The 26,329-nt window shown below is 42.9% G+C and carries 21 protein-coding genes; all 21 read right to left on the bottom strand.

The features are described 5' to 3' along the window. Positions 1–33: 33 nt before the first annotated feature. Positions 34–1,293, bottom strand: coding sequence for a GIY-YIG nuclease family protein (locus W7W_RS0116775; protein WP_010664836.1), 1,260 nt, complete (start codon positions 1,291–1,293; stop codon positions 34–36). Then, positions 1,286–3,217: a DEAD/DEAH box helicase gene (locus W7W_RS0116780; protein ID WP_010664837.1), complete on the bottom strand. Its 1,932-nt coding sequence runs from the start codon at positions 3,215–3,217 to the stop codon at positions 1,286–1,288. Before W7W_RS0116780 ends, W7W_RS0116775 begins: the two co-directional genes overlap by 8 nt. A 413-nt stretch (positions 3,218–3,630) precedes the next feature. Beyond that, complete coding sequence (locus W7W_RS0116785; protein WP_010664838.1) at positions 3,631–4,725, bottom strand: HigA family addiction module antitoxin; 1,095 nt, start codon at positions 4,723–4,725, stop codon at positions 3,631–3,633. An 11-nt stretch (positions 4,726–4,736) separates the two neighbouring features. Then, positions 4,737–5,057, bottom strand: a complete 321-nt coding sequence (locus tag W7W_RS0116790; protein ID WP_010664839.1) for a type II toxin-antitoxin system RelE/ParE family toxin — start codon at positions 5,055–5,057, stop codon at positions 4,737–4,739. Between the two features lie 439 nt (positions 5,058–5,496). Continuing rightward, positions 5,497–5,985: a hypothetical protein gene (locus W7W_RS0116795; protein ID WP_010664840.1), complete on the bottom strand. Its 489-nt coding sequence runs from the start codon at positions 5,983–5,985 to the stop codon at positions 5,497–5,499. Beyond that, on the bottom strand, positions 5,985–6,452 hold the full coding sequence (locus W7W_RS0116800) for a hypothetical protein (RefSeq protein ID WP_010664841.1): 468 nt from the start codon (positions 6,450–6,452) through the stop codon (positions 5,985–5,987). Before W7W_RS0116800 ends, W7W_RS0116795 begins: the two co-directional genes overlap by 1 nt. A 998-nt stretch (positions 6,453–7,450) precedes the next feature. Beyond that, positions 7,451–10,096: a class I SAM-dependent DNA methyltransferase gene (locus W7W_RS0116810; protein ID WP_010664842.1), complete on the bottom strand. Its 2,646-nt coding sequence runs from the start codon at positions 10,094–10,096 to the stop codon at positions 7,451–7,453. A gap of 231 nt (positions 10,097–10,327) precedes the next feature. Further along, positions 10,328–11,128, bottom strand: coding sequence for a lipopolysaccharide kinase InaA family protein (locus W7W_RS0116815; RefSeq protein ID WP_010664843.1), 801 nt, complete (start codon positions 11,126–11,128; stop codon positions 10,328–10,330). Positions 11,129–11,329: 201 nt separating this feature from the next. Further along, positions 11,330–12,388: a VOC family protein gene (locus tag W7W_RS0116820; protein WP_010664844.1), complete on the bottom strand. Its 1,059-nt coding sequence runs from the start codon at positions 12,386–12,388 to the stop codon at positions 11,330–11,332. Positions 12,389–12,676: 288 nt separating this feature from the next. Further along, entirely contained in the window at positions 12,677–13,471 is a 795-nt protein-coding gene (locus W7W_RS0116825) for an SDR family oxidoreductase (RefSeq protein WP_010664845.1), read from the bottom strand. A gap of 25 nt (positions 13,472–13,496) precedes the next feature. Beyond that, complete coding sequence (locus tag W7W_RS0116830) at positions 13,497–15,947, bottom strand: DUF5686 and carboxypeptidase-like regulatory domain-containing protein (RefSeq protein WP_025006844.1); 2,451 nt, start codon at positions 15,945–15,947, stop codon at positions 13,497–13,499. Between the two features lie 8 nt (positions 15,948–15,955). Continuing rightward, the gene (locus W7W_RS0116835; protein ID WP_010664847.1) at positions 15,956–16,549 is read right to left on the bottom strand and encodes a CDP-alcohol phosphatidyltransferase family protein; all 594 of its coding nucleotides are present in this window, start codon (positions 16,547–16,549) and stop codon (positions 15,956–15,958) included. Between the two features lie 51 nt (positions 16,550–16,600). Beyond that, complete coding sequence (locus tag W7W_RS0116840) at positions 16,601–17,719, bottom strand: SDR family oxidoreductase (protein ID WP_010664848.1); 1,119 nt, start codon at positions 17,717–17,719, stop codon at positions 16,601–16,603. Between the two features lie 16 nt (positions 17,720–17,735). Continuing rightward, complete coding sequence (locus W7W_RS0116845) at positions 17,736–18,410, bottom strand: diacylglycerol/polyprenol kinase family protein (protein WP_010664849.1); 675 nt, start codon at positions 18,408–18,410, stop codon at positions 17,736–17,738. A 15-nt stretch (positions 18,411–18,425) separates the two neighbouring features. Continuing rightward, positions 18,426–19,154, bottom strand: a complete 729-nt coding sequence (locus W7W_RS0116850; RefSeq protein ID WP_010664850.1) for a phosphatidate cytidylyltransferase — start codon at positions 19,152–19,154, stop codon at positions 18,426–18,428. Then, entirely contained in the window at positions 19,151–19,933 is a 783-nt protein-coding gene (locus W7W_RS0116855) for a sulfite exporter TauE/SafE family protein (protein ID WP_010664851.1), read from the bottom strand. The genes W7W_RS0116850 and W7W_RS0116855 overlap by 4 nt, the downstream gene beginning before the upstream one ends. A 1-nt stretch (position 19,934) precedes the next feature. Next, entirely contained in the window at positions 19,935–20,705 is a 771-nt protein-coding gene (locus tag W7W_RS0116860; protein ID WP_010664852.1) for an outer membrane lipoprotein-sorting protein, read from the bottom strand. Positions 20,706–20,722: 17 nt separating this feature from the next. Next, positions 20,723–22,984, bottom strand: coding sequence for an efflux RND transporter permease subunit (locus W7W_RS0116865; RefSeq protein ID WP_010664853.1), 2,262 nt, complete (start codon positions 22,982–22,984; stop codon positions 20,723–20,725). Between the two features lie 168 nt (positions 22,985–23,152). Further along, positions 23,153–23,944 carry a LytR/AlgR family response regulator transcription factor gene (locus W7W_RS0116870; RefSeq protein WP_010664854.1) on the bottom strand — a complete coding sequence of 264 codons (792 nt, stop codon included), beginning with the start codon at positions 23,942–23,944 and terminating at the stop codon, positions 23,153–23,155. Continuing rightward, entirely contained in the window at positions 23,934–25,022 is a 1,089-nt protein-coding gene (locus W7W_RS0116875) for a sensor histidine kinase (protein WP_010664855.1), read from the bottom strand. Before W7W_RS0116875 ends, W7W_RS0116870 begins: the two co-directional genes overlap by 11 nt. Continuing rightward, positions 25,009–26,325: a TolC family protein gene (locus W7W_RS0116880; RefSeq protein WP_148660841.1), complete on the bottom strand. Its 1,317-nt coding sequence runs from the start codon at positions 26,323–26,325 to the stop codon at positions 25,009–25,011. The genes W7W_RS0116875 and W7W_RS0116880 overlap by 14 nt, the downstream gene beginning before the upstream one ends. Between the last annotated feature and the right edge of the window lie 4 nt (positions 26,326–26,329).

Consider the following 26,329-nt stretch of genomic DNA (forward strand, 5'->3'; position numbering starts at 1 on the left):
GGTGTCCTTTTAGTTGAGGACCTTACCGGGTTTCTATGTGGGCGAATTGGAATTCGCCCGTCCTGTGATGGACTGGGTTTCGGGGTTGTATTTGTAGTGGATGATGGAACCTGTGATGATGAGGTTAACGGCTTGTTCGATGACGAGGTAGGGTACGATGAACCATTCGCGTGGCGTGTGGCGCCGGCCTTTGGTGTCGAATACGTCGAGTTCGAGGCATGAATTGCCGAAGAAGTTGTGGATGAGTTGTTCGAACTTTTGGGGATTCATGTTGAAGCATTTCCAGCCGGCAATGTATTTGACGGGAGCCATGAGGTAAGTAGGCTCTTTTTCGGCGTTTTTGATGCGTTGCTGAATGTCGGAGGTGGAGAAACCTATCTTATAAAGGTCTTTGATGCTGCTTATTTGTGGATCGGGGCTAAGGGATTGGAGGACATAGATGTATCCGGCTTCTTCGTCATTTTCAGTAATTGGGCTGAAGTCTTCGATGAAGTGTTCGTTTTCCTTTGCGGTGCTATGGGTGACAGCTTTTCCGTTGGCCAGGATTGCTTTGTAAAGGGATTGGTAGAGCATATTTGACTCGGTACCGTTTTCGAAGATGGTACGGGTTCTTCCGTCTTTTCGGATACGCGGGCCGCTTTTAAAATCCTGTTTTTCTTCTTCAAGGTCCACATCTTCGAGAAAGAGCAGGACACCGTTGTGGACGTAAAATTCACCAGGTTTCAGGAATTCCTGTTTGAAAGGGAGGAGCTTGCGAGTGCCTTTTGCCAACTCGCTTTGTACCTGTTGGAATGTGTCGCGGTATTTGTCGAAGTCTTTGCAAGGTTTTCGGCGGGCGACGAAGTCGGCTTCGGCCCGCTGGAGGTCTGTGGGTGTGTGTTTGAAATCGAAGAGACCGGTTTCGGAATCGTCAAGCAGGTTTAACTCGTCATTTTGGAATATGTCCTCGATGGACTGGATGGTCTTTTCCTTTTTTTGTTGGTATGTATTTTCTGAGTCCCCTGCAGCGTCGGGAAGGTGTAGCAGATTGTATTTGTCGAAAGGAATGAGCAATTCAATCTTTTCGGGATCTGCTTTGAGGGCTTTCAGTCGGGTATAAAGGGTGAATTCTGCAACATCTACAGAGGCCTTTGGGAGCCGGTGATTTTTTTCGAAGAAGTTGTTTATTTCTTCGAATGCGGCGACAAGTCTGTCGTCGGCCGAGCGTGCAGCTTGTTGCTTAGGGGTGACATTAAGGAGTCCGAGCGGATCGTTGTTGAAAATATCGTTAAGTACTTTATCCTTTTTATCCATTGGGCTGACGTTTTCTTTTTTCTTCTTTCAAAAAAATGAGACATTCGGCCATTCTTCGTTCGAGCGGGTCTCCGGAATTAAGGTCGGGTTGCTTGTTGTACATCTGCACGAACTGCTGAATTTTAGGCCACAGGATTTTTGCTTCTTCAAAATCCATGTTGATACGTGTTGCCTCGATGGTGTCACGGATGACGCCTAATACCTTTTTGGTGACTGATTTGGAGAGGACTTCAAAAGCTTTTTGAAATGGGTTGACGCTGTCGATGAGGTCGATGTGTATGTCATCGATGTCCACGAATTTATCGGCCATGCGAACAAAGCGTTTGTCGCCAACCTCCTTTATTTGTCCGTTCTTTATGACAGAATCGACCACCACATGTTGACGGACTTCCTCCACCTCCTTTTCATTGAGATCGGGGTATTTGACCTGGATTATTTTTGGGATTAAGACTTTGTTGATGACTTCGGGATCTACATTCCCGGGCATTGCTTTGAGCATTGTGTCGTCCTGAAGGATCTTTGCTTTGAGGTCGTTGAGGTCAGTTTCGAGAATGTCTTTGACTCGTTTTGAAGAAGGTTCTTTGAAGCCTCTGATTTTTATCTCTCCCGGCTTGGGTTTTTCGTTATTTCCTCCTGCTGTTTTGAATTTCCAGTTAGGCGCGAGCACTTGCTCCATGAGGAGAGAAGCCGTGATGGCTTTGAGCATATTGTTGACCGAGAGTTTCACCTCATCGTCGGCGGCATCGGGTTGGGCAATGAGGTTGGTGAATTGTGCATGCGATTTGTTATCGCTGTCTCGCGTTGTGCGACCAATGATTTGGATAATCTCTGTAAGAGAACCACGGTAGCCTACTGTAAGAGCGTGTTCGCACCAGGGCCAGTCGAATCCTTCCTTAGCCATACCCAGGGCAATGATGAGGTCCATGTCGTCAATGGAGTTCATGTTTCGGAGATATTCGACTATTTTATCCCGGTCACGGGGGTTGTCTTCAACGAGGTCTGCTACTTTTATGATTTTATTGTCGGCGTGGCGTTTGATCTGAATGACTCCTGTATCGGGATCCTGTCCGATGACCTCACCAATGGCATCGAGGATGAAGTCCACCTCGTTTTGTTTGTCTTTGGTAGATTCCCCACTGTTGACGTTTGGTATGTGTAGGATGGTTTTTTTGTTGGTGTCGAGGACTTCAAGAATAGCTTCGGTGTATCGACCCTGGTAAAAATGGTACCCGATACCGAGAGAATTGAGGTACTGGTATCCGTTTAGCTGGTCGTAATAGTTGTAGGTGACTTTGGTGAATTTGGCTTCATCCACAGGTAAAAGAACCGGGACACTGTCGCCACGGAAGTAGGAGCCGGTCATGGCGATGATGTGAGCTGATGATTTTGCCATGATTCCACGCATTAATTCACCAAGGCGGTTGTTGATATCGGCGGAGACATGGTGAAACTCATCAATGGCAATGAGGGCATCGTTGAAAACGTTCTCTTCGATTTCTTCGCAGGCAAACCGGAGGGTTGCATGTGTGGAAATCAGGATTTTGCTGTCATCTTTGAGGAAGTTGTGAAAAGCTTTGATTTTGCTTTTGTTGGCATCACTTCCCGGGGTGCAAAGATTGTATTTATCACCCGGGTTCCAGTCGGCGAAGAAACCATGCTGTTTGAGGTCGGTGGGTGCGAAAGATTTGCCGATGGATCGTTCGGGGACTGCCACAATGACCTTTTCGATGTTTTGGTTATGGATTTTGTCGAGTGCCAGGAACATGAGCGCGCGTGATTTTCCGGAAGCCGGAGGGGCTTTGAGGAGGAGGTATTGCGCATCGCGTGCTTCGTAGGCACGGGCCTGCATTTCGCGCATTCCGAGCTGGTTTGTTGTTTTGCTTTGTCCTGTTTGGTTGTAAGATACTTCGACGATGTTGGGCATATCTAGGAGATTGTTTTGGTTAATGGATATGGGGTTAAGACAAAGGTAGGATTTTTGGGGGGAAATGCGGGAGATGCGGGAATTAATTGCCGGGTTACAGGATGGGGCGCTCCGAGTGGAGCTGTTGTGTGGGGTGTAGTAAGGGAATTTAATTGTTGGCCCCCATTCGGGGACCCATGCCATTTGTCGGTTTCACCCCGAGTTTGCACCCGGGGTTACTCGTATTGGCCCCTTTCAGGGACCTGAGGAGTGTGTGTAGGTGGTAGTTGGGGGAGTTGCGGGAATGAATTCCCGGGTTACAAAATAGGGCGCTCCGAGTGGAGCTATTGAGTTGTGTGATTTTTGGAGGTGTGCTTAGGTGGGGGATTAGGATTTAGGGGAGGGAGAGGCGGATCGGAATCCGCCGAACCTGATTATTTTAATACTTTGTCAATTTTTGTTCTGATAGCATAGTAATTCATTTCAAAACAGACACGGCCGAGGAGAATTGCCGGGTTGATTTTGTTTTGGTTGGCTATAGTAAAAATCTTATCGTCATTGAGAGGAAGGTGGTTGCTGACAATATTGTTCCACAAATTATCGGGGATTAGTTTCTCCTGAGCAAATCCGTCCGCTTCTGTTTCATATTGGTCTTTTTTGTTTTTCCGGGTCAGATCCATAAATGTTTTTTCTTTGTTGTTTCGTAAGTGTAAAACAATGTGCGCAATTTCGTGCATAAGTGTAAAGGAGAAATTGTCTATGCGTTTGTGCCTTAAAGTGATGGCAATAGCGGGGTTTTCGTCCGACCAGAAAGAGAATCCATCTACAGGGGTTTTCTCTAATTTTTGAATAAGGACTAATTTAATACCGAACTGATTCAATATTGGTTTTATTTTATCAATAGTATTGTTGTTTTCGAAAAAAGCTTCATTTAGTCTTATGCATAGCTGGTCAATATTGTTGTGGTTGAATGTGTTGACAGCTTGTTTTTTTGCTTCATATAAAGCAAGAGAACTCCATGCAAACATATTTTTCTCATCAATCTGAAGTTTTTCCGATTTTCTGAAGAAAGCAAATTTACTTTTGGAGAAGGAAGCAACTAACTCATCAATACTGGCCACATTGTAGATTTCTTTAATAGTAAGTATGTCCTTTTCGAGGTCACCCATTAAGTAGCCCAGTTTTTTGAAATATTTTACAGGAACGTATTCTTTGATGATTTTCCAGATGTCCAGGTTTTGTATCCTTTTGATGTTCTTTTCTTTAACCCGGGCTTTGTCTATTTCGTATTGTGACTGAAATTTCATCCAGTAACCGGCCGGAATTTCAAGTGCTTTTTCGAGTAAAACAGCAATGTCGGCAGTGATCGGCCTTTTGCCTTTTATGATTTCATTTAAAAATGAGGGTTTAACATCGAGTTCGGCTGCCAAATCTTTTTGTGTGAGGTCAGGCCTTGCGTCCAGTTCATCTTTAATTAGAATTCCCGGATGGGTTGCTTCGAAAGGTACTATGGTGTTTTGAGTGGTCATAATTGAAAAGTTTACTTGTAGTGATTACTTAACTCAACGATTGAGCAAATTGTAATGGTGTCAGGAGGTTCTCCCTGTACGGAACTTTTGAATTCTATTCGGTATTGAAGATTGACACGAACAGATTCCAGGTCTTTTTTATCGCCTTTTAGCGTTTCATAATGTAAACTTTTGATTGGATATAGCTCCTCGATTCTTTCTGCAGCCCTTAACTTATCTATAGTTTGAATGTATTTTGAAATGACTGCTTTCGGGAAACGATATTTTTTGTTTTTTGCTTTACCTTCGGAATAAAGCTGTAAAAGGTATTCTTTTTCAAACTCAATTTTCATGCGCTAAGGTTTGTGATGCAAAGATAAGGATAAAAATAATAATTCACTAATTTAGTGAATTTAATTTTAATATGAGTCGTTCCAAGTGGAGCTGTTATCCGGGGTGTAGAAAGGGATTTTAATTGTTGGCCCCCATTCGGGGACTATGCCATTTGTCGATTTCACCCCGAGTTTGCACCCGGGGTTACTCGTATTGGCCCCTTTCAGGGACCAGAGGGAGTGTGTGATGTGGTAGTTGGGGGAGTTGCGGGAATGAATTCCCAGGTTACAAAATAGGTCGCTCCGAGTGGAGCTATTGAGTTGTGTGATTTTTGGAGGTGTGCTTAGGTGGGGGATTAGGATTTAGGGTTGGGAGAGGCGGACCGGAGTATGCCAGAACTGGAAATGTGCGATTGGGAAATCGCACGTCCCGGACCGGAAGGGTGCAAGTCCCGGGTAGTTAATGTACGTTGAAGTGGAGTAACTCGGTTTTTTCCAGTTCAACGCAACTGGTGGAGCAGGGGGCAAATGAAATGCCATAGCTGACCTTGATGTATTGAATCAGTTTGTCTAAATTCTTTACTGCTTTGGCGTAGTGTTTATCGTAGGTAAGGAATTCCCTGGAATCATGATTTTGGGGGTTGTCATGGACTAGATATCTGGATCTTCGAGACAAGCCCTGAAGCTTTTTGTATGCAAGATAAATATTTTCCGGAACCTTTGAAGGGGATAACTCATTGTAAGGGTTAATTGCCTGGTTCACATCAATGTGGCTGCGATAGTGTGCATTGATGGTTTTGGCGAGATGACTGTTGACCAAGTGAACCGCTACATAAAAACAAATGGTAACCTTCCAGTCCCAGAAGTCTTTTGGAGCATGGCAACTGGTTTTGTCCAAAAAAGAAAGGTTGTGTTTTGCCTGGGTTATGTGGTTGTTAAATTGAGCCATTAGTTGATTACAGGTTGGTAGTGTGGGGGAGTGTTAAAATGGTCACTATTTTCAACAACAGTAGTATTTACATGAAACCCCATCTTGTAATATTTTGCATTGACTCTGGCTTCGGCTAATAGCAGTGCATCTTCCGTTTCTTCATCATTGTCATTTATGACGGCCCAAACAAGGATTTCGGAAACAGAAAGCTTTAAGGCGAGTTTGATGGGTTTGAGAGGAGAATTCTTAATCTCACTAAGGAATTCGGTGACAAGTTCTGAAATGATCATTCTGGCGGACTGAATTCTACTTATTTTCGCTAGTTCCAGGCTATCTTCAGTCATAAGGTGGTTATAGAACCTCTGTTTTTCCTGAGAGGCAATACCTGTACTTAACTGCAAATAATCGGATTTTATGGAAGCAATTAACTCTTCAAACCATTGCTCTGTTTTGCTGTCGTTTGAATATGTAGTAGTTGTATCCATTAAGAAGTGGGTTTGTAGTGTTTTCGTGATACAAAATAAACAAAAAAAATATACAAATGGTTTAAGATGTAATTTTTTAACATGTATTGGAGGGTCAATAGTGCCATAAAAATGCTTGAGCGAAGTGGCGCAAAGGATTTTCTGTGAGAGATGTGTGTTGTGTTGCCGGTTGTAAAAAAGAGTAAATAACTGAGGGGTAGTAAGGTGTGTTAATTGTTGGCTCCCTACGGGAACCTGTGGCATATTGGATCCTATGCCCCGAGTTTGCACCCGGGGTTACTCGTATTGGCCCCTTTCAGGGACCAGAGGGAGTGTGTGATGGGGTAGTTTCGGGAGTTTCGGGAATGAATTCCCGGGTTACAGGATGGGGCGCTCCGAGTGGAGCTTTTTGTGGGGTGATTTGTTTGTGTGTGTAGGAGGGGATTGGGTCTAGGGGTGTCGTGAGTGAGGTACCTCAAGATTCGAAATATTTGCCGAGAAATGCGATTTATTTCGATTGTCAATAATGTTAGAATAAAGTAATGGTCAGAAAATCAGGCATTTTTGATTGTTTGTTTTTCAGTTTATTTTCAATTTAATTTTTTTTGGACAGATTGTATGTTCTGTTTTTCTTATCGTTATCATTTGTAAGTTGCCGTTATTGCAAAGCAAAGAAAAATGGGGTACTTGGCCTGGTTCCATGAGAGAATTGTGTGTTGAATTTTTTGCATCTGGTTAGGTGTAGTTTATCTAATGGGATTAAGTTTTATTAAAAGGCTAGATGAACTTTTGTTTGGAATGAGCCTAAAATCAGTTATTTACGTGGGGTGTTTAGCTAAAAGTTTATCTAAATAGAAAAAATTAAATATTTTTAGATGAACCTGAAACTCCTTTTGGGAAAACGGCGGATGGGAATCCGCCCAACCTTAGAGTGTGCGATAGGGAAATCGCACGTCCTGGAAATCGTCCGGCCTCAAGAATGTGCGATAGGGAAATCTCACGTCCTGGCCCGTCCCGTTTTAGGTCATTTGTTCGTAGAGTTTGAAGAGGTGTTCGAGTCGTTCTTCATCGGACTGGAAAGGGCGGGAGCGGTAGCATTGTTCGACGGCAAGGTCGTTGAGGCGGTGAGCTTCGCGTAGGCCGTCGGGCATTTTGTCGGGGTCGTAGAGTTGTGCCATGGTTTTATCTGGGTGTTTTTCGCGCTCTTCGAGGATTCGGAATACGCCCTGGGTGATTTCCTGTTTGCGACGGTCGGAGATTTGGGGGAAGGGGAAGGTGTTGTAGCATAAAAGAGAGGAGTATCTAATTCGAGTTTCCAAACTGCCACCAACGGCCCTAAGCCAATTATTATGAATTCTTGAGGACAATATACCAAAAAGTTCAATCGGGGGATTGTAAATGGCAAAAGCCAGATTATTTATTATTATTTCACCAGTTAAAAGGCCAATTGGAAGGTATTCTCTTTTTTCGGAGGAAGTTCCAGGAATTATGAGGGAAGTTCCGGATTGGTGGCGAATTTCAATGAAACGATGAGGCTTCTCTGCATATATATTATATGACTTTTTTTTGCTGTTTGCTCTTTGGTCTTTAACAAATAAAAGGCGTTTGGCAATTTGGGGAATTGTTTTAAGGGAATCCACATCAGATTCTTTGACCCATAAGCACCAACGTTCAATATCTTTAATGAACTCTTGAGAACCAACAACACGTTTAAAAAAACGATTTGTTTCAGGAAAATTATTTGTAATCTCTTGTTTTTCTTGGGGAGAAAATTGTAATCCTCCAAAGTCATTTGGCATATTACCTAATACCATTTTCGGAAAAGGTGAAATTGGTTCTTTTCTTTTTTGAACTCCAATTATTTTGGAGGTTGAAAGATAGGGATTAATGAAATCAACCTTTTTCTCATGTGAATTTTCAAAAATTATTTTTGAATTTATGCTTTTGGATGTGATTCCTATTATTACTACTGTAACACCGGCTTTGGATTTTGCACTGTTTGTCCATTTGAATGATTTATGTGCAAAAAATATTGTTTTATTTTCGTTTAAAACGAATGGCCATAATAACGCAACTTGTTCTCCTTGGGTAATAGAGTTTGTAGATACAAAAGCTAAACTCGTTTTCGGGTGTGCACCAATATATTTACTTCCAAGAATGAACCAGCAAGCAATATAGTCAAGTTTCGTTGTTGAACCTAAAATGTAATTTAAGTCTGATTTCTGGTCAGTACTTTGTTGAGAAAACCCTCTATATGGCGGATTCCCCAGTACAAAGACCTCATCCTCTTGCGATTTTGGGCATACCTCGTCCCAGTTTAGTCGTGTGGCATTTCCCTGGACAATATTTCCAGAATCTTTAAGTGGCAGTGTGGGGTTGGTTTGTCCGAATTGTTTTTTGAATTCCACGTTCATCTGGTGCTCTGTGAGCCAAAGGGCGAGCATGGCGACTTCGTGTGCGAAGTCGTCGATTTCGATGCCGTAGAACCGGTTGAGGTGTATGTTGCTGAGTTTGGTGATGTGTGATTTTTCGATTTCTTCGAGTTCGATGAAGATTTTCATTTCGAGGCGGCGCAGTTCTTTGTAGGCGATGATGAGGAAGTTTCCGGAACCGCAGGCAGGGTCAAAGATTTTGATTTTGGAGATGCGGTGGAGGAGGTGAGACAAATCGTGATTTGTCTTTGCGGGGTTGTTGTGGGCGATGGCTTTGTTGAACTCCTCGTATAGTTCGTTTAGGAAGAGGGGTTCGATGACCTTCATGATGTTTGGGACGCTGGTGTAATGCTGGCCCAGGCTACCGCGCTGGTCGGCCCCGATGACGGCCTGGAACATGGATCCGAAGATGTCGGGATTGATGTCTTTCCACTGGAGTTGTCCGCCATCGATGATGGCCTGGCGGGAGCGCCGGGTGAATTGAGGTATGGTGAAACGCTTGTTGAACAGGTTTCCGTTGACGTAGTGAAATGCGTTGAGGTATTCGGGAAGGTCGGACCGTTTCTCTTTATGGGTGTCGAGTACCAGGAAGAAGGATTCGAACCATTGTCCGAGGTCGCTGCCATCGGCATTGGTGTGTGCATCGAGGGCGTTTACGAATTGGTTTTCGCGAAATATGTTGGTGTCTTCGGCGAAGAAGCAGAAAAGTAATCTGGAAAGAAAGACATTGAGCCCGTGGATAAATTCGGGTGAATCATCGGGGTTGTCTTTTTTGATGATGTCGAAGAGGCGTGCCATTTTTTCGGCAGCTTTGACATCGGCGGGGTTATCGTTTTTGTGGGTGACCTTCTCCATTCCGGCCCAGGGGAGGAAAAAATCGAAATGAGTGGGTAACTCATTTAACGGAATGTCGAGTTTATCGTCCGTTTTTGTATCGATGGCGAGGAGTGTTTGGTAATCGGTGACGATGATAAAGCGCTGGTCGTGTTTGATCTTGCTTTTTATGTTGGTGATGATGAGGTGCAGGTCATTGTCTGCCGCTTCTTTGAAGAAGAGTTTTTTCTTCCAGGAGATTTCTCCGGGAACGGATGACAGATTTCGGTCACCTTTGCGCAGTCGTGTAATGCCGGCTTTTGGGAGTCCGTAAGCCAGTAGAAGGTCGAAGATAAAGGACTCTTTGTTGAAATTGTTGATGATGTTCTGAATGTTTTCCTGAATGCGGGCCTGATTCATTTTGAACTGTTTGTTGAGATTTGTTCAAAGATAGGAAAAAAGGGGAATTTGGGGATATTTGATCGTGCGATAGGGAAATCGCACGTCCTGGAAATCGCACTTCCCGGAAATCGCACGTCCTAAGAGAAGACACCCGGCAGATGCAAGTAAACAAATTTCGAGGGCCATGAAGATAGAATTTACTTAAACTTACCGGGTGTCTGTAGGAAGGAAAAGAAATATTGCTCTGTTTTATGAATTAGTTACCGGTTCTGCAATTTTATTTGTTCCGGGTTTGAGTAAGTGTAAAATTCTTTTGGTCACTCGTCTTATGGCAGAGAAAGAGAGGTGACTCCAGATGAGTGAAAAAGTATATTGGATAGGATCCCCTTTTGCCGCACGTGCATATTCTTCTGCCATGATGGTGAGCGGTAATGGTTTGTTGGTGAGTTTACTCAGGTTTTGTATCCCTTTGTGATGGGATATGGATTTCTTTATTTTAATGCGATTCAGATCGATGATGGAGAATTTGTATCCATTGCGAGGTGTTTCGGAGATAAGAATATTACCGGCACTGAGGTCGTTGTGCCAGATGCCTGCAGGGTGAACTTTATCGGCCATGAAACGTGCAAATTCTTTGATGACTTTATTGGTGCCTGAATCGCGTGAATTGAGCGCTTCACTAAGCGTGAAGGAGTGGTTTTGATAAAAAGAGACATAGTAACTTTGACGGAGTATTCCCCATCTGTCTTTTACTTCCACAAAGCCAAGAGGTTCCGGAGTATCGATTCCTTTGCTTAGGAGCAGGTTAGCAATTCGGAAAGAGCGAATGGCCTTGGATGGCCGAAACCAGGAGTACATCAGGCGGTTGAAAAGTGTTACCTTTTTGAAGGACTTGACACAGAGTAAAATCTCTCTGTGCTTAAATATTTTGAGTTCGTTGCGGGCCGATTTTATGGTTACTCCTTTGTGATTGAAGAAATGAGGGAGGTTTTCGAAAAAGGGGCGCAAGCTTTCAGAAACCGTTTTTATTTTTATGTTGGCCTTTCCCATTGTTGTTTTTTTTCAGTTTCAGGTAAATTTACATAAGAAAGTCGGTGCTTTCACCTGCCAGTGGGTGAAGAGGGAAAAAAGCAGGTTGAGCGGTCGAAAAGCAAGAATGAAGAGCTAACAAAAACGGCAGGGGATGGAACAAAAACCTGCTCCATATCCACTGCCGGAAACATTGCACTACAAATAATCGGTTTCTTGTTGTTAGTCCTTTACTCTATTGAGTGCCAGTGATTTCACCATCCAGGAAGGGAGAGGTTTTTGGGGGTCTCTTTTCTTCAGGTTGATGTAAAGACCCAGTTTTTCTGCGATTGGTAGTTTATGTGTTTCAACAAATTCGATAGGGGTTCCATCAGGATCAGAAATATATGAAAAGTGTCCGGCAGCGCTTCCCATGTCAAAGCTGTTGGCGCTGTTGACGGTAAAAGGAAAACCTTTAGCTTCACATTCTGCCTGTAACGCCTCCATTCCTTTGATATTGAAGCAGAGATGAATAAAGCCCAGTTCACCCCAGATGCGATTTTCGAAAATATTGCGGGGAGAGCGATCTAACGGCTGTACCAATTCAATTTGGGTAGGTCCCAGTAATTTGCTGAAGGGGCCTGTTCTGGGCTCTTTATGGCTTAGCACTACGCGTCTGTATTTTTCTTTTCCTCCGGGCAGGGGGGTGAAATCTTCAAAAGTTCCGGTACTATCAGTACCGACCTCATCATATTGAAGTATTCCTGAATATACCTCCATTGCCTTATCAATATCGGATACACCGACCACTGCTCCTGCCACCCCACCGGTGAGAGATTTTTGTTTCATGAAGCATCGGTCGTCCTCCAGCACTTCAAAGATATTATTGTAAGGGTCTTTGAGGTAGTAGTGTAACCGATTTTCCGGATTGAGAGTAGGTTCTCCCAGTATATTTACCCCCATTTCCTGGTGTTGGTCGTATGCTCTTTGAACATTACGACATTTCATTTTGGTTATAAAGATTCCCGTATCTCCAAGTTTGATATCGAAAACCGGAGGTTTAGGATCAATTTGAGTGTGTTGCCATACTTCAAAGCCACCACCACCTTCCATATTCATAGCCAGTGCTGCATAGCGTTCGCAGTCTTTCCCATTGGTGTAGTGGTGCATCAAACGGGCAGTAGCGGTGTCTTCAAAGACTTTGATGTCCATGCCAAAAGCACTCCGATACCATTTCCAGCCTTCGCGTGCATCCTTTAGGCCGACTCCTATTTGTTGTATTCCAACAATATTTTTTTTCATCAGTATATAATTTAATTATTAAGGTCTAATGGAACTCGCATGCAGGAATTAATACCTATTCTTTTGTAGCAATCGTTGCCATGCTCGTTTCATCGGTATATGATTTTTCTAAGTTACTGTTCTGATGGAAGAGGCTTTCCAAAAAGTTCATTCTTCTATGTGCCTCTCTGTGATGGGCTCAGTGGTCTCTGTGTAACTATCCGAAATACAGCGCTTGCGTCAGCAAGTGTTGTATCCTCAATCTGTAATTAATGACTAATTGGACACCCTCTTCCATATATTATTTTTTTAATTCTTTATTTTGGTAACTAATTTGTGATACAGGGCAGGGAACCACCTGTGAATGTAAACCATGAGGATTTCCTTATTTCCGATAAGGACTTCCTTGCGTTGCTTTTTTATTGCATTGACGATTTTTGCAGCACATTTTTCCGGCAACATACCTCCGGCCTGCCCATTGTCCATTTGGTTGTGAGGGGTGCCATCTGCAGTAATTGCATTGAGCGAAATATTGGTTTTAATTCGCCCCGGAGAAACAATGGTTACCTTAATGTTATCTCCTGTGAGTTCAGCCCTCAGAGATTCGAAAAAACCCTGAACTGCATGTTTCGATGCCGCATAAGCTGTGCGCAGGGGAAAGCCGAATTTTCCGGAAATACTACTGATGGCAACTATGTGTCCAGATCCCTGCCTGAGCATGTATGGTAAAACTGCTTTAGTGAGCTGTACCGTTCCAAAGAAGTTGACTTCCATTATCCGGCGGTCAATATCAACAGGCGTTTCACGGGCCAGTGAGCGTTGGCTGATTCCTGCATTGTTGATAAGAATATCTATACTACCCAGTTCGTTGGTAACTTGCTGAACAGCCAGCGGTATTTGTGCGAAATCGTAAAGGTCAAGGGGCTGAATCATGCAAAAAGAAGTATATTCCATACAGGCTTTTTGCGTTTGTTCTAACGCCTGGCTGTTTCGTGCCGATAGCACAAGCAGTGCCTCCTCTCGTGCCAGTGCAATAGCCAGAGCCTTTCCTATGCCGGAAGAGGCTCCTGTGATCCAGATTTTCTTGTTCTTTGAGGTTTTCATTTTTCTTTTTTAGGTTTAAAAGGGTTTAAAAGCTCATTTCTGCTCTTATGCGAATACCATGTTTATCGGTGAAAGCACTATGGAGATAATGATTGCCAATGAGCCTGACATATTCAACTCTCAGAAATTTAAAGATGTTGGTGAATCCCAGTCCCAGTTCGGCATACGGCACTGAATCGTCTGTTGAATAGTAGGCAGGCAAATCAAAAACGCCATTGTAATCATCAGTAAGTGTTCCGTAATGCCCTTTGAAGGATACGATTTCCCGTAATTTTAACTTTTTGACAAGTGGGACTCTGTTGAGCAGAATGCCTCCGCCATTGAAATGAAAATGGGTGTTGGTATAGAGGTTATGGGCAAAAGCGGCATGATGGAGCAGATTAAACTGGTATCTTGCAAATCCCAGAGACATGGAGCCTGCCGGCTGATCCAGCAGGTCATAAGGTGCATCACCGTAAAGCCATCCGGCATTGAGCATATATTCCATAAAAACCTGTCCCATGTTCAAGCGGCCTTTGATGGATCCGTGCAAATGGGAATACCATCCACTATCTTTCATTTTTGCTCCGGGCAACAGAGTTTGACCGATGTCCCAGCTCAGATTGATGACCGGAATGGGATCGAGATAATAGATCCGGTCGAAGTAGAATTTATCGTAATGTTGTCCGGAAACTATTCTCAGGTTCATTAGCAGCCCATAGTTTTCATAAGTTTCAAAATCAGTGAAGTCGCTAGAGAAAGTGACTTCGGGTGTATGAGAACTATGAAGGTAATAGGGCGAAAATTCCAGTTGATAATTGTCGTTGACATTGTACTCGAAACGAATATCCAGACTTTTTTCTTCTTTGAGGTAGGGATCTTTTTGGGTGGAAGTAAGAGCTGCAATAAGGTTTCCGTTTCCTTTAGGATTTGGATTGTTTTTTACGAAGCGATGGAATTTATCGTGTGAGACCAGAGAATAATCGTCTGAGTAGTTAAGCCGGAAAATAAATTTATCAGATTCCCCCGGTTGTACCGTGATATTACTTCCGTATTTCAGTTCTTTACTTTTTGTTCCCATTCCCAGAAAACCTCCGACAGAAAAGTGTTTTGATAATTGCTCGCTGGTACGAAGGGGGATGGTAAAACGATGGCCTTCAATGTCATTTGTGCTGTAAATGGTGAACATGGGTCCGATGTCAATTTTTCCGGCATTGAGGTAGCCTGTGAGTGCAAGTCCACCAACGGCATCCACTCCTTTGATTAGTTTTTGTTCTTTGAGTTTTTCCACGCGGTAATAGTCGGCCTTTCTTGTTGAACTATGCTCAAATTCAGGATTCCCATCCCAGGTATTGTTATTTAGGGACTCTGGTTCATTTGTAATGGCATATTGTGTGAGTTTATTGACAATCCAGTTGCCGGAAGAGATGTTATCGACTGTCTCAGAGCTGTAAAGTGAATCCGTTTCATTATTTAGTGTCAGTGACATATTGATGCGTACATCCTGTTCCCGGTAAAACCACTCTCCTTGTGGTGTTTTTTGAAATGAAACATTACCTCGAAACCCGTTCACAAAGTTAAGATTTGCTTCTTTGGGAATATTTACTTCCATATTTGTGAGGGCAAAACTTTTGTCCTCAATTGTGAAACTACCAGAAAATAGCTGATCCAGTCTGTTTTTCGGCGCAAAGGAAAAATGGAAATATTTAGCGTCATCTACTGTTGAGCTGTCATTGAGATAGAGGTTGTATCTTGACAGGGCATTTTCTGCCAGCGGTGAAAGAAAAGACCTGTTGAGGATATTGATGTATTCGTCATAGAAATTCAGGTTTATTACCACGTTGCGAAGAATGTAGGTTTCTATGGCCTGATTTATCCTGGGGAAAATACCGTCTTTCTTTTGATAAACGCTTTGTACGGAATCTCTGGTTATGATTGCTGCACTTTCTGCAAGATATATGGGTGTGAAGCGGATGTTTTTTTCGTCGCCACTGATTGTAAGTTCTTTAAAGTTGTTAATTAGGTCAGGAACCTTTGATGCGGTATCCACCGCAATGTACACATTGGTTGTAGAGAGTGTTTTGTAATTGTCTGTGTTTTGGATATTTTGCCTGTTGACTTCTTTGTATTTTTGAAATTGTCTGAATAGTACCACCGCCCGCTCAACTTCGGGTTTTACGGTAATTTCATCAATATACTGGATGTTTTGGCTCAGGAAAATGGTCAACTTATTCTGCGGAATTTTCCTGATTACTTTTTGCTCCGGGAAATAGCCTACCGATGAAAACAACAGGGTGTCCTGCCCGGGAGCCGGCAAAGAAAAAGTACCATCGAAATCCGCAGTTGTACCCTGGAGGGTACCTTTCACAGATATATTTGCAAAAGGTACCGGCTCCCCGGTCTCCTTGTCCAAAACAACACCAGACAGTTGCTGAGCATTCAGCAGTATGCCAACAAGCCAGAGAAGTGCAGTAATCCAACTTGTTTTATAGTTCATTTTAATCATTAAGTATTCTGCTCTTTTTTCAATAACCAGTAAAGACCTTTTACGCCTATTTTGATGTCGTCCAGCTTAAAGAGGACAAATATTTTTTCGATATAAGCAAGTGTTCCCCAGCCAATGGCCAGATAATAGAACCAGGGCCAGAAACCGAAAACAAACAGTACGAAAAAGAATATTCCCTGAAGATAACCTGCAGAAACGGCCGAATAGAGGTGAAGACCCGGAATTTTACCGAACCGTAAAAAAGAGACAATGTAACTGAGAATAAAAACTCCCAGAAACAGGAACAGTATCCAGCCGTGAGGTTCAATGACATCCCACTTGAAAATGAATAGTCCTGTCAGTGCCATAGCATAGGTGACAATATCTGCCAGGTTGTCGAGCGCTGCACCAAAGTTGGTTTGCAGTTTAAAGAAACGTGCAATGTTTCCGTCAAGAATGTCGCTTACCAGGCTAATGCAAAGCAGAACAACAAAGGTTTCTTCTTTGCCTGTAAGTGCCATGTAAAGGATTACCGGGAACACCAGCAATCTGTAAAGACTGAGCAGGTTAGGTGCGTTTAGGACTTTTTCTCCTTTGATGGTTAGTTGTTTCATTGTTTCGTTGTTTTTTCGTTTGCTACTGAATTGACCCTGTAATTTACTGAACTACTCGTTTTCAATGGGGACTTCTTTCTTTGTTGGGTTTTTCTTGAAGTTGTTTTTGATGAAATAGTTTAGCATCCGGTAAACTGTTTGTTCGTCCATGCTGTCGTCAACAGGAGTTATTACTGCATCACGTTTTGAGGTGTCAAACTGAATATCGATGTTGGTATAGTTGCCTGTAAAGGACATTCCAACTGCCATTAATCTCTCCAGAGCATTCATTTGTGAGTGTTGGAGTCCCGGATCAGGCACAATATCCATAGGCATTAGTTTTTTCAGACTATTGATGATGTAGCTGTTCTTGACCGGTTTGTTGGCCACAAAATTCATTATCTTGGGAACATTTTGGGCATTAACTGTTTGATGCAGGTAATCGACAGCCACATTGATGGGAATCAGGTTTTGTGTACCATCGGGGGAAATTTTTGCCCTCACCTTACTTTCAGGGTGCCGTTTAGCCAGCTTACAGACTCTTTTGGAAAAATCAAAAATGCCGTAATCCGTTTTTGTAATGCCTGTACGATTATCTCCTGTTACCTGAGATAAACGAATGACATGCCCGCGGAGTCCATTGTGGTCAATATTACGTTTGACTACATTTTCGGCCAGCCTTTTCGACCATTCGTAATAATTGCGAAATGCAGAAATGTCCTGATCGGGATAGAATTTTTCTTCGAATACCTCTTCTGTTTTTCCGCACGAATAGGCAGTTCCAACAAAGAAAAAGCGGGAATCAGCCGATGCAAAGGTGGAAAAAAGGTTGACAGAGTTCTCTGCCCCTCTGACATTGACAGCAAGCAATTCGTCTTTGGACTTGCGGTCGTATTTGAGACTTGCTGCAAAATGAAAATAGTCCACATCAGTGTTGAATAATTCCTGCAGACGAGTTTCAGAAAGACCAAAGTTCTCATCAAGCAGAGAATAATCCACAATCATCAGGTTGTCGAGGGAGGGGGTATTTCCGTCATTGATGACATTTAAAGCCTGAATCACCCTGTTCTCGGCTGAAGACAGGGCGTTCCCTCTTACCAAAGCCACGACCTGGAAATGATGTTTCAAGAGTTCATTTATGAAGTTGGAGGCCACATATCCATTGGCTCCGTTAACAATTATTCGCTTCATGTTGTAAGGTTATCTGTTACAAAAAAGTTATTAATACAAAAACTATTGCCAGGGGAATGGATAAGTTGTCTGAACCCCGCCAGCTAATCAATTCTCCCATTGTTCCGGCGGTTGCGACCAACAAACCGAGCCAGCAAGTCTTAAAGTCAAAAACATCGCGGTGGAGCCATAGGGCAAGCATGGCTATAATCAGACTGGTGATAAAAAAAGCTGCGGTGCCTAGCCAGGTTTTATTGAATTTGCGTTTGCCCAGTTTTATCCTTCCGTTGTATTTTTTAATGTTGATGCCGAGAATGGCCGCCATAGGGTCGCATATTGCCAGAATGAGCATGGGCAGGATGAATAGTAGTTTGTTTTCCAGCTGACATGAGATGAGGAAGGTAAGATAAATGGATAATGGTAAAAGGTAACTCCCCATGGATTTACGGCGGATGTCGTGAATGGACTTGAGTTGCCTGCTGTTTTGTGTGATGGCCAGTACCAGAAAAAAGAGAAATGCCAGAACGAGTACATACCAGTGCGATGGGAATATATAAGGAAAGGGTACGGTAGCCAGTGTGGCTGAGAAGTGCGCAAACTTCCGGGTAATCTCCCCTTTGATTTTTAGTCGTCGGTAGTTTATTTCATTAAAAGCCAGTAAAACAGCTATTCCGATTAAATAAATAAATGAAATTGCGATTATATTATCCATGTGAAATATAGTTTTTCAAATGTTTAAGATCCATGCAGAAAGGGCTACCCAGGCACCTCCTGCCAAAAGGCTGTCAAATCTGTCCAGTAATCCTCCGTGTCCGGGAATAAGATTGCTGTAGTCTTTGGCATGAAATATCCTTTTGTACCATGATGCTGCCAAATCTCCCGCAAACGCAAAAACGATGATGCCGGTGGCAATAATCAGTAATTCCGTAAGAGGGCCTGAAAAAAGTTTGTTCAGGAGGATGGCACTGAAAAGTGCCACCAGAGTTCCACCGATAAGACCTTCCCATGTTTTATGGGGACTGATTTTTGGCACTATTTTTTGCCGGCCCCAAAGTTGTCCGGTGATCTGGCTGAAACTGTCGAAAATGGAGAGAGTGAGGAAAGAGAACAGAATCAACTCTTTATTGAGCAGGCTAAAGTTAAAAAGACCGTAAGACAAGGCAGTGAAAATCAGTAACGAGATGAGAAAGATGCCTTTGTTTTTATAGCCTGCTGACTGATGAAGGGAAAAGAGTTCCATCATACCTCCGCCAATGATAACAAATGTGATGTATTTGAAAAAAAGAGGATTGATTACAATGGAGAAAAAGAGCAGGTTGATAATGATGAAATAGACCCCAAACTTGGTGTAACTTTTGCGTGCAACCTGTAGCGGTTTATGCCTGTTGATGAGATAGAATCCTATACCTCCTGCCAAAAAATAACTTAAAATGATGATGTATATCAGTTTTATCATGCGATTATCATTAAAATGCCAATGAGTACCATTACGGCGGCATAGACATACTTTATTGAACTTTCAGAATTGTCGGTTTTTATGTTGGATAAAATAACGGGCCCCAGCAATGCTCCTGGTATGGAACCTGCCGTGAGTAATGCCACCAGGGTCAGGTCTATTTGTCCCATTAAAAAATGTGCACCGGCAGCAAAAGAGGTGTTTACAACCAGCACAAAAAGGGAGGTGCCAATAACCATTTTTACCGGGAGCCTGGCCGCGAATAAACCTGCCAGAACCGGAGCCGTTCCACTGGTTCCGAACGTGCCGGTAATCATACCTGCCAGGAAACCGTAGGCTGGTTTTTTTAAATAGTTCATCGGCTTTCCCTTCTTATTTGTTTTAGCAGAAGGGCGCTGTTTTACATTCATAAACATTAAACCGCCTATGCCAACTGCGTAAATCCCAAAAATTGTTTTAAGCAATTGGGGGGCGATGTAGTTTGCGATGGCAGCACCGGCAAAAGCACCCAAAATACCGACGATGGCGAATGCTGAACCGGTTCGGATATCCAAGTTGCCTTTTCTGTAATGCATTGCAGCCCCAACAATACATATTGGTAATGTTGCCACCAGCGAGGTAATGACGGCTGTCTGAGCCGGAGCCCCAATGATCAGGGTGAGTATCGGCAGAAAGAAAAAGCCACCACCACCGCCCAGAATTGTACCAAACAGGCCAACTATTAATCCTGCAAGAGGGAGTAAATAGTAAATTGGTTCTATGGTTGAGAAGAATGTCATTTTATGGCTGCAGGTTTTTGGCCAATTCAAAATCGTAATCTCTGATTTGAGTTAGCTGACTGAGTTTTGTGATAGTTAACTCAGAGGTTTTGCCACTGGTAGGATTGTAAACGTGTACCTTGTATGGAAAATGATTTTCTGAAGTATAAAATTCGGGATGTCTGTAATCAGTGAATTCAGTATTGGAGGTGAGGTTGTCTTTGTTATCAAAAGAATTGATGCGGTACAACAGTTCAGCCTGGACATCAAGATAAATCACCAGATATTCGGCATTTCCGGGAAGCTGAAGTTTGATTTTCTGAACTTCTCTGCCATTAAAATTATCTTTTTCTTCTTCTGAGATGAGATAATCGTCAAAAGCTGTGCTGCTGAAATGGCTCATCGGAATTTCGGTGCCGGGAATTTTTAAGTTTCGATTATTGGCTCTGAACTTCCTGATTTTCTTTGTTGAAGGCAAAAATACCTCAATGATATCCTTCCGGCTTTTGTCGGTGAAGTGAGTTGTTAAAATTTGAGTTCCTTTTAAATCTTCCGGTGCTGTAATTTCTATCATTACCTTTCTGGCTTTCTCAAAGCACCCAAAAGAGACGTTTAATTTTCGTAAGATGCTGCTGCCTCCTGTATCAGTAGTCTCCAGTGTCATCTGTGCCTGCACATCCTTAAGCGCAAGTTTTTTCACTGCATTTTCGAAAGCAGTTTTAGTATGTTTTTCTGCTCCCTTTACAGGATTAATTATTCCCAACAGGCAAATTAAGAGTATGGCTTTTTGCATAGTTTGTTTATTATCAGTTAATTATTTTGGTCAGGTTCCAGGAATTTCGGTCTGGTTAAGGTGACAATAGCAGGCACAAGCAATAATGCACAAATCAGGCAGGAAAAGATTGAAATGACTACCAGAAGTCCGAAAAAACGAAGGGGCGCAAACCCCGAGAAGGCCAAAACGGCAAAACCAATGATTACTGATAATGCATTGAATATAATACCTCTTCCTGTTGTTGTTAGTGTCGTTGAAATGGCTCTCTCCATGTTGCCTTGTGATGCGTATTCAGCCTTGTATCTCCAAAGGAAGTGGATGGTGTAATCGATGCCAACGCCAATCATAACAGAGGAGAGCAGAGCGGTTACAATATCCAGTGGTATTCCGGAAAGGCCCATTAATCCAAACAGCAGTAGGGTGGAGAAAAGAAGCGGCAAGCTTCCGTGTATTCCTGCAACCATTGTTTTGAAAATGATGGACAACAGAATGATGATGATGAAAAATGCCAGTATCAGCGAGGTGACCTGTCCCCGGATGACCATGTCGGCAATTTGAATTTTGGATAATCCCGATCCGGCAATTCCTTTTAGCAGAGGATCTTTTCCGGCAATATTATATAGTTCATTCAGGAGTTTTTTCCCTGTTTCGTTACTACCGTCGGTAAGACTAACCAGTATTCTGGCATTCTCATGCTTAAGGTCTATCAGCTGTCCTATTTGATTGTCAAAACCCGCCATAGATGCAATTTCAAGATATTGGGCTGCTTCAGATCGTGTTTGAGGGAGATGGTCATATCCGGGTTCATCTGTGGAATACAACCCTTTGCTCAGCTCTCTGAAAAGGGTTACAGGAGATATGATGTTACCTGCCTGAGGCAATAGTGCTATTTGAGCTGTGTATTGATCGATGCGCCGGAGTACCTCGGGTTCGAGGATGTTGCCGGAAAAGAGTAAAGAAATATATTGAGAACCTCCCAGTTTTTTATTGGTTAGTTCTATGCTGGTGCCAACGGTTGAGTCGTCGGTAAAATATCCTTCCACATTGGTGTCCACCTTAAGGAGAAAAAGTCCCCCGATACTGATGAAAGCGATTACCAAGAAGGAGATGACGATGGTTTTTGGATGCTTATTGACACACAGGGCAAAAAAATGAAGGATTTTGCTTAAGAAACTGTTGGCGTTTCTTTCAATGATCAGTGTTTTGGGAACTTTTTTATAGAATGTGAGGAGAACCGGGATGAGATAAAGACTCAATATCAATGCAATGCCAATGCCTGCTGAAGCAAGGACTCCTAACTGAGCAGCGGGGGCCATCTGATGCGATAGAAGTCCGAGCATCCCTCCAATGGTGGTCAGACCTGTGATAGTAATGGGGCGTTTGAGTGCCTTAAATATTTTTTGTGCAATAGCGGAAGGGGGCTCCTGATTGTTTTTAAGGGATTTTTCCTGGTATAAGTTGATGAGGTGGATGCCATAATCGTTGGCAATGGCTATCAGCATGATAGGAAGAAGTATCGAAACCAGCGAGATTTCCCAGGAGAAAAGGGCCATGAGCCCAAAGGATAACACAATGGATAGAAGGACCACCAAAAAAGGTAACAAAACGCCTTTCCACTCTCTGAAAAAAAGAAAGAGCATCACGATCATCACAATCAGAGCTGCAGGGAGTAAGGTTACAAGATCTTTTTTGATGTAGGATTTAACTGAACTTCTTATGTAAGCCAGTCCCCCAACGTGGATTTCATCTTTACCGGGAGTTTCCCTGATGACCCGGTTGATTTCAGCAATGATGGTCTGATCATCGGTGTTGTCTGATTTGGTAAGAACAATGGCAGAAGTGGTGAAATCATCACTTATAAGATGCCCGGCCATCGGGTTTTCGGTAACCTTCTTTTTCAGGGAGTTTAACTCTGAAGGCATATCCGGAATGTGCGAAAGAAGTGGGTGGATTTCTGTAAAATCATCTTTTTCCCTAAATTCTATAATATCCTTCAAAGAGAAAGTGTGCTCTATTTCATTTATTGTCTTCAGCTTTTCCACCAGTAGCTTCGTTCTGGAAAAGCTTTCAGGTGTGAGAACACCTTCTTTATTGTATTGAATCAGCAGGAGTTTTTCATTGCCTCCAAAGACACTATCCAGTTTGTTCAGAAACGCCCTGTTGTTGATGTTTTGCGGGATGTAACTGTCGAATGATGAATTAATACTAAGGCGGGGTAACATCCAGATCGACAGGGCAGATAAAATGGCTATCCCTGTAATCAGAGTTGTGCGGTATGTTGAGTTTTTTAACTTCACAGTATTCCTTTGCCTGATTTAGGGTGGAAAGATTATTGCAGCGATGCAACAAATCCATAAACCGAAGCGCAAAGGTAGAGAGCTGTGAAGTTATTTATCGGTGAAATAAAATGAACCTGCAAAATGAGAAATTGAAACTTCAAATTCGCAGGTTTAGTTGAAAATATCTTATCGGTCGAGCCAATTTTTGACTGTAGAGGCCTTATCGCGGCTAACCACAATTCGTTCCGGCGTGTCTAAGCCGGGAATAAGTTTGACGATTAGTTTGCTGTTGAAGTAGTTTTCAACCCTGTCGATTGCATTGAGATTGATGATGAACTGGCGGTTCATGCGCATGAAAACATCTGGGTTCAGTTCCTCTTCGAGGTCAGAAAGGGTCCAGTCGATAATATGTTGCCGGTTTTTGAAGGTTACAGCGAGCGTTACCTTTTCTTCCACCATAAAGAAGGCAATATCTTCAACCGGAATTTGCTTATATGAGTCGGCTTTGGGCACCAGGAATCGTTTCCTAAATTTGTTTTGATGGCGGGTGACTTCCTCTGCCAGTCTGGAATAATCGATGGTTTTAGCTGCTGCGATGTGGTGACCGATGGCCATGGAAGTTTTTTCGAGTTTGGCAAAAACCCTTTTCAGGTCTTCTGTCTTGATTGGTTTCAGTAAATATGCAACACTGTTGATATCAAATGCTTCGATGGCATACTCGTTGTAGGCGGTTGTGAAAACAATGCCCTTATTGGAGGCATCAACCTGGTCGAAAATGGAAAAACAGATTCCGTCTGCCAGCTGGATATCCATGAATATGAGGGCAGGTTCCGGGTTGTTCTTTAACCATTTTACTGTGTCCTCCACGGTTCTTAATTCATCATCTATCGTGATGTCGGGACGCAGGTTTTCTATCTGTTTCCTCAGCGCCTGTGACAACAGGGGCTCGTCTTCTACAATGAGTGTTTTATAGTTCATGATAATCGCTTTTTTGGATTAATGGGATAGAGACGGTGAATGTTTGGTTGGTGTTGAGGACTTCCACGCTGCTTTTCAATCCCAGGTACTGATATCTTTTTTTGAGGTTGGACAACCCGGTATTTGTGGAATAGGTTGAGTTTCTTGGTTGATAGTTATTGGAGACGGTCAATCGGTTGTTTTTTGTGTAGATATCCAGTTTTAAGGGCCGGGTTTCGGTAGCCAGATTGTGTTTGATGGCATTTTCGACCAGGTACTGTAAACTCAAGGGTGGCAAAAGCTTATTTAGTTGTTTTTTTGGTATCTTAATGTTGTAGTTAAAGCCTTCGGCCAGTCGCTCTTTATGGAGGTTAATATATGCTGTTATAAATTCAAGTTCATCTTCCAGCGGAATAAGGCTGGTGTTTGTGTTTTTTAGTACATATCGATAAACATCCGTAAAATTTTCGGTAAATGAAAGGGCCTTGCTTGTATCATTAGGAATGATGGCCATCAGGGTACTCAGATTATTGAACAAGAAATGTGGATTTAACTGATCCTGCAAGGCAAAATAATCCAATCTGAGTTTCTCCTGTCGGAGCTTCTCATTTTCAAGAATGAAATACTTGAGAGAATTATGGTAGTTGTTGGCCACCAGTGCAGCCACATAGATTATAACAAAGAGAACCAGAATGGTGATTCCCAGGACAAAAGAATCCGGGTCTTTCAGGGTTTCATCCGGAATAAAGAACGGGCGCACCAAGTTTCCGATGATTCCTGTCACTACCAGCCAAAAGGGAGCAAACATTAGGAGAGAAGAAACCCTTTTGAAAAGGGCCTCATGCCAGGGGTATCTTTTGCCTACCAGCGCATCAAAGACAAAAATTCCTTCGCTGAGAAACACAAAGATGGACACAAAAAACAAAACAGCTTTGAATTGCAACGTTTGCAGGGATTCCTCTCTTACAAGAGTGGTTATTGTAAATATGAATAGCAGAGATGTAATTATCTCTGCTATAAATCTTTTTAAGAATCCTATTTTGCGTGGTAATTGCTCGCTTTCGGAACAATACTTGTGTAATTGTTTAAAATTCCTCATTGGTTTGCTGCGCTTGCTGACCGGCGTTGAGTTGTCCAATCGCCTTGAGCCATTTTGTTTTAAGAACCTCGTAATCGGAAAGGGCCTTTACCAGGGATGCTTCCGAACGCTGGTGGGCCACACGGGCATTCAGCAGATCGGTGATGGTATTCAATTCTGCATTGTAACTGATTTCCACTTCCGATAATGTTTCGGAAGCTTCTTCCAGCGATTTGCGGGCCAGCTGTATTCTTTCCAGCCCTTCTTCCAACTTCAGGCGGGCCTGGCTGATTTCCAGTGTTACCAGCTCCCGGGTGTTTTCAAGTTCTAATATAGCCATTTGTTCATTAATCTCCGCCTGTTGCATTTTGTGCTTTTTCTCGCGCCAGTGAAAAACCGGTACTGAAAGTTGGGCTGCTGCATTAATATTCCAGGAGCCGGGTGCGATATCGGGTGCTTCCAGATAACCATAACTCACTTGTGCCCCCAATTGCGGAAGATAGTCAGCTTTGGTTACTTTTTTCTCAAGATTCATTATTTGTGCCTGATTTTCCAGAATATTTATTTCCGGGCGACTATCTACCCCGCCAGATATTTTACTGGCATCAGGAGAAATTTTACTTTTCTGGTTTGCCCCAGGATTAGTGGTGGCTAACAACTCTTCATTAACTGGTCGCCCAATGATATGTGCCAGATTCATTTGCAAAAGCCGAATCGCATTATTGACCTCGAGAGCGGTCATTTCCGCTTCATTCTTCCGAACGGTAACTTTCAGAAGCTCACTTTTGGGAGTGATTCCCAGGTTATAAGTGGCCTGAAGCTGATCTTCAAGGGAGTCGAGTGCTTCGGTAAAACGGTTTACAACCTTCTGCTGTTTCTGCATTGCAAAGAGTTGCCAGTAAGCTTCATCCGTTTCCAGAATAATGTCTGCTTGTTGTTTTTCTCTGGCTTTTTCTGCCATTAGCACTCCTTTACTGGCCATTTTGTTGGCCAAGCGGATTTTTCCTCCTGCATAAATGGGCTGTTGAGCCGATATTTGTGCCTGATATAGTTGAAGGTTGTCTTTCTCTATGCCAAATTGTCTCAATTCCTCGAGGTCGGGAATGAAAATTGCATTGGCACTCCCATCAATGGTTGGGAGATAAGCTGTGGTTGCTTCTTTTTTTGCCGCCTCTGCTTTCTGAACCTTCAATAGTGAAGTTTGAACTTTTTTATTGTTGGAGAGCGCCTCTTCCCGGCACTCCTGCAGAGTAACAGGAGTTTGAGAGATAGCGGCTACTTGTAGCAGGGAAATCAGAGCGATATATATTGTTTTTTTCAGCATAGTT

The sequence above is a fragment of the Marinilabilia salmonicolor JCM 21150 genome, assembly GCF_000259075.1.
Lineage (GTDB): Bacteria > Bacteroidota > Bacteroidia > Bacteroidales > Marinilabiliaceae > Marinilabilia > Marinilabilia salmonicolor.

What these genes read in the sequence shown, in the direction of transcription:
- W7W_RS0116775 (WP_010664836.1), bottom strand. Translation starts at nt 1,293, where the DNA reads ATGGATAAAAAGGATAAAGTACTTAACGATATTTTCAACAACGATCCG.
- W7W_RS0116780 (WP_010664837.1), bottom strand. Translation starts at nt 3,217, where the DNA reads ATGCCCAACATCGTCGAAGTATCTTACAACCAAACAGGACAAAGCAAA.
- W7W_RS0116785 (WP_010664838.1), bottom strand. Translation starts at nt 4,725, where the DNA reads ATGACCACTCAAAACACCATAGTACCTTTCGAAGCAACCCATCCGGGA.
- W7W_RS0116790 (WP_010664839.1), bottom strand. Translation starts at nt 5,057, where the DNA reads ATGAAAATTGAGTTTGAAAAAGAATACCTTTTACAGCTTTATTCCGAA.
- W7W_RS0116795 (WP_010664840.1), bottom strand. Translation starts at nt 5,985, where the DNA reads ATGGCTCAATTTAACAACCACATAACCCAGGCAAAACACAACCTTTCT.
- W7W_RS0116800 (WP_010664841.1), bottom strand. Translation starts at nt 6,452, where the DNA reads ATGGATACAACTACTACATATTCAAACGACAGCAAAACAGAGCAATGG.
- W7W_RS0116810 (WP_010664842.1), bottom strand. Translation starts at nt 10,096, where the DNA reads ATGAATCAGGCCCGCATTCAGGAAAACATTCAGAACATCATCAACAAT.
- W7W_RS0116815 (WP_010664843.1), bottom strand. Translation starts at nt 11,128, where the DNA reads ATGGGAAAGGCCAACATAAAAATAAAAACGGTTTCTGAAAGCTTGCGC.
- W7W_RS0116820 (WP_010664844.1), bottom strand. Translation starts at nt 12,388, where the DNA reads ATGAAAAAAAATATTGTTGGAATACAACAAATAGGAGTCGGCCTAAAG.
- W7W_RS0116825 (WP_010664845.1), bottom strand. Translation starts at nt 13,471, where the DNA reads ATGAAAACCTCAAAGAACAAGAAAATCTGGATCACAGGAGCCTCTTCC.
- W7W_RS0116830 (WP_025006844.1), bottom strand. Translation starts at nt 15,947, where the DNA reads ATGAACTATAAAACAAGTTGGATTACTGCACTTCTCTGGCTTGTTGGC.
- W7W_RS0116835 (WP_010664847.1), bottom strand. Translation starts at nt 16,549, where the DNA reads ATGAAACAACTAACCATCAAAGGAGAAAAAGTCCTAAACGCACCTAAC.
- W7W_RS0116840 (WP_010664848.1), bottom strand. Translation starts at nt 17,719, where the DNA reads ATGAAGCGAATAATTGTTAACGGAGCCAATGGATATGTGGCCTCCAAC.
- W7W_RS0116845 (WP_010664849.1), bottom strand. Translation starts at nt 18,410, where the DNA reads ATGGATAATATAATCGCAATTTCATTTATTTATTTAATCGGAATAGCT.
- W7W_RS0116850 (WP_010664850.1), bottom strand. Translation starts at nt 19,154, where the DNA reads ATGATAAAACTGATATACATCATCATTTTAAGTTATTTTTTGGCAGGA.
- W7W_RS0116855 (WP_010664851.1), bottom strand. Translation starts at nt 19,933, where the DNA reads ATGACATTCTTCTCAACCATAGAACCAATTTACTATTTACTCCCTCTT.
- W7W_RS0116860 (WP_010664852.1), bottom strand. Translation starts at nt 20,705, where the DNA reads ATGCAAAAAGCCATACTCTTAATTTGCCTGTTGGGAATAATTAATCCT.
- W7W_RS0116870 (WP_010664854.1), bottom strand. Translation starts at nt 23,944, where the DNA reads ATGAACTATAAAACACTCATTGTAGAAGACGAGCCCCTGTTGTCACAG.
- W7W_RS0116875 (WP_010664855.1), bottom strand. Translation starts at nt 25,022, where the DNA reads ATGAGGAATTTTAAACAATTACACAAGTATTGTTCCGAAAGCGAGCAA.
- W7W_RS0116880 (WP_148660841.1), bottom strand. Translation starts at nt 26,325, where the DNA reads ATGCTGAAAAAAACAATATATATCGCTCTGATTTCCCTGCTACAAGTA.